The following is a 9147-nucleotide window of genomic DNA, read 5'->3' as shown; positions in this document are numbered from 1 at the left end:
GGAGACCAGCTCCGCCTCCGCCTCGGAATAATAAACGCCGCCGCCACTGATGATGAGCGGCTTGCGGGCGGCCTTGAGCAACTGAGCAACCCGCCCCACCTGCGCCGCCTCCGGAACGCGCCGTTCAATACGCCACACCCGCTTTTCGAAAAACTCCTCGGGGAAGAGGCCGACCTCGCACTGCACATCCTGACAAATTGACAGTGTTACCGCGCCAGCCTCCGACGGAGAGGTCAGCACGCGCATGGCTTCCATCAAAGAAGGAACCAACTGCTCAGGACGGGTAATCTTGTCGAAAAACACCGACACAGTACGCAATCCATCCGCAACCGACAGATCATATTGCGGCGATTCCAGCTGCTGCAGCACAACACCCTGGCGACGCGCACCGTAATGATCAGACGCAAGAACCAAAACCGGCACACGCTGGACGGTGGCGCTGGCGACGCCGGTGTACATGTTGGCAGTCCCGGGACCAACCGACGCCGTGCAGACATAGGTCGAAAGCCGCCTCTGACCACGCGAATATGCGATCGCCGTGTGCAGCATGCTTTGTTCGTGGAATGGCTGGTGGAAAGGAATTGAAGAACCGCACTCTGCGAAGCCCTGCCCGACACCCGAAAGGTTGCCATGGCCGAAGATGCCGCAGGCTCGAGCAATAAGGGGACGCTCCATACCATCACGCTCGGTCCACTGCGCCGATAAGAAGCGAGCAATCGCTTGCCCAACCGTCAACTGGATCGCCTTAACCATGTTTTCTCCGTCCCCAAACATTTTTTGATGGGCAATCATAATTATGCTTTTATCGCCTTGTCAAGCTCATCATATATCACTTATCATACAAATTAATTCGAAATACGCATTCTATTTCAGGTGAATAGGAAATATGAAAAAATCAAAGGAATTTGCAGAGGCTCTCACAAGCTCTTTTGCGCCGGCCGCATATGTGCTCAATGAGACCGAGCGGCACCCTTATGAAATCGACTGGCGAAAGCTTGTCGATCAGCCGGCTGAAGCGGTTCTTTTCCCGTCCACCACCCAAGAAGTGTCGGACATGGTAAAGCTATGTCAAAAGCACAAATTGGCGATCGTTCCGCAAGGCGGGCGCACGGGCTTGGTGGCCGGTGCCGTTCCTGTTCAGGGTATCCCGCAGGTCATCATCAACACCCGCCGACTGAACCAAATCCGGAATATCGACGCAATAAACAACACGGTGGAGCTTGAAAGTGGTGTCATTCTCCAAACAGCACAGGAGGCTGCTGCAGCTATAGATCGCACCTTCCCCCTCAGCCTGGCCTCTGAGGGCTCATGCCAGATTGGCGGGACCATCGCCACGAATGCCGGCGGAATCCACGTGCTGTCCTATGGTTCGATGCGCGAGCAAGTGCTTGGCTTGGAAGTCGTCCTGCCTGACGGCAGAATCTGGAACGGATTGCGGCGACTGCGTAAAGAGAATATCGGGATGGACATCAAGCAACTGTTCATCGGGTCGGAAGGCACAATGGGGATCATCACCGCTGCCGCTATCCGGCTTCTTCCCCGCCCCAAGAAGACCCTGACCATGCTTGCAGCCGTCAAGGCACCCGATTTCGCACTCGAAACATTTGTCCGCATCCAAAACCTATGTGGCGCAGATTTGACGTCGTGTGAATATTTCACTGCAGAAGGCCTGAAACTGCTGATCGACCACATTCCACAGACAGCACTGCCATTTACCGATAATCATCCGGCCTATGTGCTTTTGGAAGTAATGTCCCTGGACAGCTCGGCAGATCTGTTTGCCCGGCTGGAGCCGGTGCTCGAAACTCTGCTGGCTGACAAGGTTGTAAACGACATGGTTGTCGCGCAGAGTGAAAACCAGAGACTAGCCCTGTGGAAGCTCAGAGAGGGAATTTCAGAAGCAGAGAAGGCGGCGGGCGGCGCACTCAAACACGATATTGCCGTGCCGATCTCGGCAATCCCCAGCTTCATTGAAGCTGTCAGCTCCGAGATCATGCGTATCGCTCCTGGTTACAGACTTAATGTGTTTGGCCACCTCGGCGATGGCAACCTGCACGTAAACATTGTCCCACCGGAGGGGGTGTCCCTGTCAGATCTGTATTCAGGCAGCAACCCGGTCACGTCATGCGTCGAAAAAAATGCAATGAAAGCCGGCGGAACATTCAGTGCTGAGCACGGTATAGGACAACTTAGGGTAAGTTCGCTTATGGACTATCATGACCCCGTTGAATTGGACCTGATGCGAACAATTAAGAAAGCAATTGACCCGTCATGGATGATAAACCCCGGAAAAGTCTTAAACCACGCAAATCAGACCCACGCTCGACACCGCTAAAGGTTCGGGCGCGCCCGATTGTGCGACCGGTTCGGCTTTCAGATCAGATCACGAACACCCTGCGCAAGGACATTGAAACCGGCAGGACGGCGCCTGGCTCGCGACTACCCACCGAAAAGGAATTGACCGAGACTTTCAACGTCAGCCGCACGGTCATCCGTGAGGCTATTTCACGACTGCAAAGCGATGGTCTCGTCGTGGCGCGACAAGGCGCGGGCATCTTCATCGCCGACCCCAGAGAAGTCGCGCGCTCTTTCCGCCTCAGCCTGGTGGACACGGAAAAGCAGACTTCGATCCGTGAAGTTTATGAATTGCGTATTGGCATCGAAAGCGAAGCTTCGGCTCTGGCGGCGCAGAGGCATACAAAATCAGATATCGCCCAGCTTGAGAAAACCCTCGACAAATTGCTGACATCTGCGGACAATTTCGACCGAGGCGTTGAGGCTGACGTTAACTTCCATCACCTGATTGCTCAGATCTCCAAGAACAAGGCTATGCTGCGGTTTCAGGAATTCCTGGCCTCGATGCTCGTCGAATCGGTCAAGATCGCACGTGACAACTCTGCGCGTCAGGAAGGAATGACCGAGTCTGTCAATGAAGAGCATGTGAGAATTTTTCATGCGATTGCTTCCGGGAACTCAGTCGATGCCCGTCAGTTCTCCCGGCTTCACCTGATCAGCGCATTAAATAGATTACAAATCAAATAGGGACCGAGAAACTAGGGGCTGTTGACGTTTACCGTGTGTGAATGAGCGTTGCGGCAATTGAGATGAAGGCTTTGAAACTCTGGTCGGTTTTGCAAGAGCGCATTGCTATCCCTCTGTTTCCTTCAGTTTGCCAAAGTAGTTTTCGATCAAATGCCGCCATTTGTAGGTTTCCTTGTCGAACTCTGCCGGGAACCTCCGGTTGGATTTTGGCGGTATGACCGGGGTTATGCCGCGATCCAGCAGGCCATTGCGCAGCCAATCCGCGTCAAAGGCCCTGTCCGCCAGCAAATATCCGGCGGACAAGCCGCTGATCAACGCATCGGTCTCGCGCAGATCATGAGCTTGGCCTGGCATCAGACAGAAATCGACGAGATTACCGAGCGCATCCGTCAGAGCCAGTATCTTCGACGTTATGCCACCCCGAGAGCGTCCAATGGCCTGGCAAAGAGTCCCCCTTTTGCGCCTTGTCCTGAACGATGGACCTTGACGATCGTACCGTCGATCATCGCGTATTCCAGGTCGGTGTCTGAGGCTAATACCTTGAACATACGATAGAAAGCATCCGCTTTGACCCATCTGCGGAACCGCTTGAATACTGAGTTCCATTTGCCAAACTCACCCGGCAATTCGCGCCATTGCGCGCCCGTGCGGACGATCCAGAGGACTGCCTCCACGAAAAGCCGTGGGTCACGTCCGGTTTGTCCGGGATCGGTGGTTTTACCCAGGCAGTAAGGTTCGATGATCGCCCATTGCGAATTGGATAGGACTCTTCAGTGATTAAATAGACATTAGCGCAGTGGTTTGTGGCGAAGAGGGCAGACGTCGGAACTGGAATGATGATGAGAAGCGGATGATCTGCGTGCAGACGCTGGTTCACTGGGCGGTCGTCATGCACATCGTTGAGTAAATCATTCTCAATGAGCCGGGGTTCATCGACTGCGACAAGGTTGTCGGTAACGATTGTTTTGTCGCGCGGATGGCGCTTCGTCCTATTGGCGATCTTGATCCTGTGCTTGTGCCGTTTCACGGAAAAACCAAAACCAACACAGCGATTGTCAAATCGTCGCCGGTCCGTGGCCACCGGCCGATATGATCGCCGGGGACAAACCAAGTCAAGCAAGCGTGACTTACGGTGACAACGCGGTTACCGGTCTGCATGGTAGCGTCTCCCATTGAACTCGATGAGGAGGAAAGATCATGAACAAACAAGCAGTTTTTATGGCGGTTTGCGGCGTGGCGCTTGGCGGTGCACTGACGCTGGCTCACGCCCAGAATGCTCCGTTCGGCAACGCAGAGGACACCGAGTACGCCGGAAAATTGTGGCAAATCATGTTGGATCAGAAGCTGGTCGGTGCGGATTCGATCAAGGTTCGGCCGTTCGAAGGAAATGAGCCGCACGGTACTATTCAAGAGGTTCTTGCGACCACCGCCACGATCGACGGCCACACTGGACGGCTGCTCGTCAAACGCAACCATGGCGGCAAGGAAGGGTTGAGCGTCGAGGAAGTCTATGACGACCCGATCTCCAACCTCGCCGCAATCACCGTCATGTTCAAGCGTGAAAGCGGCTATGACACCGAGGACCAGGACTGGTTCTGGGCCAAATACCTGCCGTCTGGTGCACTCGACAAGAACCCCAAGGGCATGCAACTCGCGGGACGCGTCGCCAAGGGCGCTGACGAGGGTTGCATCGCGTGCCATACCGCCGCTGGCGGCGAGGACCTGGAGACCCTCACCTCGAAATAGCATTTGCGCTGCCAAAACCCGGCCCGGCGCAATGCCGGACCGTGGGTCTGATTGAAAAATAGCAAAAAATTCCAGACTTAGAAGGTTGATTTATGCCCGATTCTGTCGACGGGGCTATGAGTTCAAGTCTTAGCTACCTTTCAAGCGTATTCATTTTTGTGATCGGCCTCGCTGTGCTGGCCACCGTCGTGATTTTCATCATAGACGTCACGCAAACAGCAGACGCGGTGCGCAGGAACTATCCGGTGTTGGGACGCTTCCGGTCTCTGTTCACATCGTTGGGAGAGTTTTTTCGCCAGTACTTTTTTGCGATGGATCGTGAGGAGATGCCGTTCAACCGGGCGGAAAGGGACTGGATCGGCCGGGCTTCGAAAGGTCGCGATAACACGGTGGCATTTGGTTCCTCCAAGCTTTTGAATGCACCCGGTACCGCCATATTTGTAAACTGCCCGTTTCCGACGCTGGATGAAGACGCGATTGAAATGCAGCCTTTGAAGATTGGTCCATATTCCAGAAAACCTTACGATGCGCTGTCGTTTTTCAACATCTCTGCCATGAGTTACGGAGCGCTTTCAGCGCCGGCGGTGAGGGCTCTTTCAGCGGGCGCCAAGATGGCGCGATGCTGGATGAATACCGGTGAGGGAGGGCTGTCATCTCATCACCTTGAAGGTGGCGCCGACATCGTCTTCCAAATAGGCACCGCCAAATATGGTGTACGTGACGAACACGGCAACTTGTCGGATGACAAGCTGAAAGAGGTGGCCGCCCTTGATCAGGTGAAAATGTTCGAACTCAAGCTCAGTCAGGGCGCCAAGCCCGGCAAGGGCGGCATTTTGCCGGGTGTGAAAGTAACGCCGGAAATAGCCAGAATACGTGGCATTCTGGTCGGCCACGATTCGATTTCGCCTAACCGCCATCCAGAAATCAACGATACCGGGTCGCTACTGGATATGATCAACCACATTCGCGAGGTGACCGGCAAACCCGTTGGCTTCAAAGCCGTTCTCGGCAGCTATGGTTGGCTTCACAGCTTGGCTGAGGAGATCCATCGTCGTGGCATTGAGAGTGCTCCAGACTTCATCACCGTGGATAGCGGGGACGGAGGGACAGGCGCGGCCCCTATGCCTTTGATGGATAATGTCGGGCTCGTCATCAGGGAATCGTTGCCACTGGTTGTCGACATTCTGAGCGAATACGGATTGCGCCAGCGAATGAAGGTCATTGCGACCGGCAAGCTTGTTACACCTGCCGAAGTTGCATGGGCTCTGGCCACTGGTGCCGATTTCGTGAATTCAGCCAGGGGTTTCATGTTCTCGTTGGGATGTATTCAGTCGTTGAAATGCAACAAAAACACCTGCCCGACCGGAATTACGACGCACAACGAAAGACTGCAAAAAGGGCTCAATCCAGCCGACAAGTCAGTGAAGGTCGCGAACTTCTGCAAGAATCTGGTGCATGAGGTCGAATTGATTTCACACTCATGCGGCGTTGCCAGACCACGACTGTTGAAGCGCAAGCACGTGCGAATTGTTCAGACAAATGGCGTTTCAGTGGCGATGGATGAACTCTACCCACAGCCGGATGTCCTGCCTCAATACACAGCTGAGCAAGCTGCCTAAAAGCGCACATCCTGCAAGCGCAGGTTAATCAATTTGCATAAATCATACTTGGAGAATCACGCGATGACACGAGGAGCTGAAACGACTACCAAGGCTTCGGATCTGCTTGTTCAGGCGCTCGAAAGAGAGGGCGTGCACTACGTCTTTGGCGTGCCGGGCGAGGAAAATCTGGACTTTGTGGAATCGCTGCGAATTTCCGGGATCAAATTAATCCTCACGCGGCATGAACAGGGCGCTGCCTTTATGGCAGCTACCTATGGGCGGTTGACCGGCAAGGCGGGCGTCTGTCTGGCGACGCTGGGCCCGGGCGCGACCAATTTTGCCACTCCTGCGGCATACGCGCATCTGGGTGGTTTTCCCCTGATCATGATTACGGGGCAGAAACCGATCAAGAAATCAAAACAGGGGCAGTTTCAAATCATCGATATCGTCAACCTGTTCGATCCCATCTGCAAGATGTCCAAGCAGATCGTACACGGTGATACCATCCCGGCACTTGTGCGCGAAGCCTTCCGTACTGCCGAGGAAGAGCGTCCTGGCGCGGTATTGCTGGAATTGCCGGAAGACATCGCGGAAGAACAATGTACCGCGCAGGTTATCGAGCCGCACCAGCGCTATTATGCCGTGGCGGACGACACTGTCCTGTCGGACGCTGTTGACCTTGTCAAGAAAGCGAAAATGCCCCTGATCCTGATCGGGGCCGGTGCAAATCGCAAAAACGTGCGAAGCGCGATATCGGATTTCGTCCATTCGACCAGGATACCCTTCTTTGTGACGCAGATGGGCAAAGGCGTTGTCGATGAACGCTCGGAACTGTTTCTTGGCACTGCAGCGCTTTCGTCAGGCGACTATCTGCACTGCGCAATCGATCGGACTGACTTGATCATAAACATCGGGCATGATGTCGTCGAAAAGCCGCCATTCTTCATGGAGTCGGGCGGCAAAAAGGTCATCCACGTCAACTACAAGTCCGCTCGGGTCGATCAGGTGTATTTTCCTCAAGTTGAGGTGGTTGGCGACCTGGCGGCATCGATTGCGCGTCTTCAGGATAAACTTGGAACTGACCTAAGATTCGATTTGTCGTATTTCGAAACCGTCAGGCAAGAGGTGGAATCGCATATCAGCGAAGGCGTCGATGACCCACGGTTCCCGGTTACGCCGCAGCGCTTTGTTGCCGACACAAGACGTGTGATGGGTGACAAGGATATCATTGCGCTGGACAACGGCATCTACAAGATCTGGTACGCCCGCAACTACAAGGCCTACGAGCCGAATACTGTTTTGCTTGACAACGCATTGGCCACGATGGGTGCTGGTCTACCCTCCGCGATGGCTGCGGCATTCTTGAATCCTGACCGGCGTGTGATGGCGATATGCGGTGACGGCGGTTTCATGATGAACAGCCAGGAGGTCGAAACTGCGGTTCGTCTGAACCTCAATCTGGTCATCCTGGTGCTCAACGATGGTTCCTACGGCATGATCCGCTGGAAGCAGGCCGCCGCCGGGTTCGCGGATTGGGGGCTGGAGTTCAACAACCCCGACTTCGTCAAATACGCGGAGAGTTACGGCGCTTCTGGCCACCGCATCGAAGCGACGGATGATCTGGTGCCTGTATTCGAAAACGCATTTGAGGCGGGTGGCGTTCACCTGATCGACTTGCCCGTTGATTATTCTGAGAATCAGAAGGTTTTAATCGACGAGCTTGCAGCAAAGGCATGTTTGCTATGAGCGGTGCAAAATCGGTGCCAGCTGGCGAAGTTATTGAAGTCGTAAATCCTTTCGACCTAAAGGCAATTGGGACTGTCGAAATACGAACATGGGATCAAATTGACAGATACCTCGCGACGGCGTCCCAGTTGCATGCCAAACGCAAAAATTGGCTGCCAGTCTATAAGCGGATCGAGATCCTCAACAAAGTGATGGCAATGTAAACTTAACGAACACCGGTCAAGCATTTCGCCCTCCGCTTTCGGTTATGCGGTTTGCAGGCGAGCGATATCACTCCACATTTGCAAGGCTGCGGTTCTCAGTTCACGGTAATGATGGGACTGGATATCGTGGCGTGGAATGTAGAAGAGATTGGCGACCGGGTCATGGATGGAGACGAAACGCTGGAGATGTCGAGCTGATTTGAAGCCCTTCATGATGCGCTCTCGCCGTCGTGTCGGCTGATGTGAATTCTCCGCCCGGTTATTCAACCTCTTGTGCGAACGGTGTTCTACGCCGGGCATTATGTCGCGTTTGGCCGCGCCGTAGGATCCGAGTTTGTCGGTGATCATCACACGGGGTGCTTGACCCTGTCCTTTCAGAAGCTTTCGCATCAGACGTTTGGCGGCCTTGGTATTACGGCGGCTCTGCACCAGCACATCGAGAACGAAGCCATCCTGATCGACGGCACGCCACAGCCAGTGCTTCTTGCCGCCAATGGAGATGACGACTTCATCGAGATACCATTTATCGCCTAACCGACCCTTGGATTTCCGCCGGATATCATTCGCAAAGCGCCGACCGAATTTCTCGGCCCAAAGGCGCACTGTCTGGTGTGAGACAATGATCCCGCGCGCCGCCAGCAAGTCTTCGACCATCCGCAAGCTGAGCGGGAAACGAAGATATAGCCAAACGGCATGAGCAATCACTTCAGCTGGGAACCGGTGGCGGCGATAAAGGGGATTACGAATGGTTTGGGTCATGCCGCAAAATCGCACAGGCCAATCGCCGCGGGGTTAACGTTACGATGCCG

The 9147-nt window shown here is 54.5% G+C and carries 6 protein-coding genes and 2 pseudogenes; 5 read left to right on the top strand and 3 right to left on the bottom strand.

The annotated features are described in order from the left end of the window. Positions 1–753: thiamine pyrophosphate-binding protein (locus ABJN75_RS02990; RefSeq protein WP_348436705.1), on the bottom strand; the 753-nt coding region annotated here is incomplete at its 3' end. Positions 754–886: 133 nt separating this feature from the next. Here ABJN75_RS02990 and ABJN75_RS02985 point away from each other — a divergent pair. Continuing rightward, the gene (locus ABJN75_RS02985; RefSeq protein ID WP_348436703.1) at positions 887–2335 is read left to right on the top strand and encodes an FAD-binding oxidoreductase; all 1449 of its coding nucleotides are present in this window, start codon (positions 887–889) and stop codon (positions 2333–2335) included. Next, positions 2272–3042, top strand: a complete 771-nt coding sequence (locus tag ABJN75_RS02980; protein WP_348436701.1) for a FadR/GntR family transcriptional regulator — start codon at positions 2272–2274, stop codon at positions 3040–3042. The genes ABJN75_RS02985 and ABJN75_RS02980 overlap by 64 nt, the downstream gene beginning before the upstream one ends. Before the next feature lie 28 nt (positions 3043–3070). Here ABJN75_RS02980 and ABJN75_RS02975 read toward each other — a convergent pair. Then, positions 3071–3785: pseudogene (locus ABJN75_RS02975) on the bottom strand (IS5 family transposase). A 454-nt stretch (positions 3786–4239) separates the two neighbouring features. On the opposite strand from ABJN75_RS02975, the gene ABJN75_RS02970 reads away from it, so the two are divergent. The 3 genes from ABJN75_RS02970 (at position 4240) to ABJN75_RS02960 (ending at position 8135) form a co-directional block, all read left to right on the top strand. Continuing rightward, complete coding sequence (locus ABJN75_RS02970; RefSeq protein WP_348436699.1) at positions 4240–4788, top strand: hypothetical protein; 549 nt, start codon at positions 4240–4242, stop codon at positions 4786–4788. Between the two features lie 92 nt (positions 4789–4880). Continuing rightward, a complete protein-coding gene (locus tag ABJN75_RS02965; protein ID WP_348436697.1) occupies positions 4881–6407 on the top strand; it encodes an FMN-binding glutamate synthase family protein in 1527 nt (508 codons plus the stop codon). A 63-nt stretch (positions 6408–6470) separates the two neighbouring features. After that, on the top strand, positions 6471–8135 hold the full coding sequence (locus ABJN75_RS02960) for an acetolactate synthase large subunit (RefSeq protein WP_348436695.1): 1665 nt from the start codon (positions 6471–6473) through the stop codon (positions 8133–8135). A 245-nt stretch (positions 8136–8380) separates the two neighbouring features. Here the strand turns inward: ABJN75_RS02960 and ABJN75_RS02955 are convergent. Then, positions 8381–9104: pseudogene (locus ABJN75_RS02955) on the bottom strand (IS6 family transposase). Positions 9105–9147: the final 43 nt, after the last annotated feature.

The sequence above is a fragment of the Hoeflea sp. genome (assembly GCF_039975035.1).
In the GTDB taxonomy this organism is placed as follows: domain Bacteria; phylum Pseudomonadota; class Alphaproteobacteria; order Rhizobiales; family Rhizobiaceae; genus Hoeflea.
This window is presented reverse-complemented; position numbering and strand designations above follow the sequence as displayed.

Bases quoted from the DNA above. Each gene is read 5' to 3' on its own strand.
- ABJN75_RS02985 (WP_348436703.1), top strand. From the start codon at position 887: ATGAAAAAATCAAAGGAATTTGCAGAGGCTCTCACAAGCTCTTTTGCG.
- ABJN75_RS02980 (WP_348436701.1), top strand. From the start codon at position 2,272: ATGGATGATAAACCCCGGAAAAGTCTTAAACCACGCAAATCAGACCCA.
- ABJN75_RS02970 (WP_348436699.1), top strand. From the start codon at position 4,240: ATGAACAAACAAGCAGTTTTTATGGCGGTTTGCGGCGTGGCGCTTGGC.
- ABJN75_RS02965 (WP_348436697.1), top strand. From the start codon at position 4,881: ATGCCCGATTCTGTCGACGGGGCTATGAGTTCAAGTCTTAGCTACCTT.
- ABJN75_RS02960 (WP_348436695.1), top strand. From the start codon at position 6,471: ATGACACGAGGAGCTGAAACGACTACCAAGGCTTCGGATCTGCTTGTT.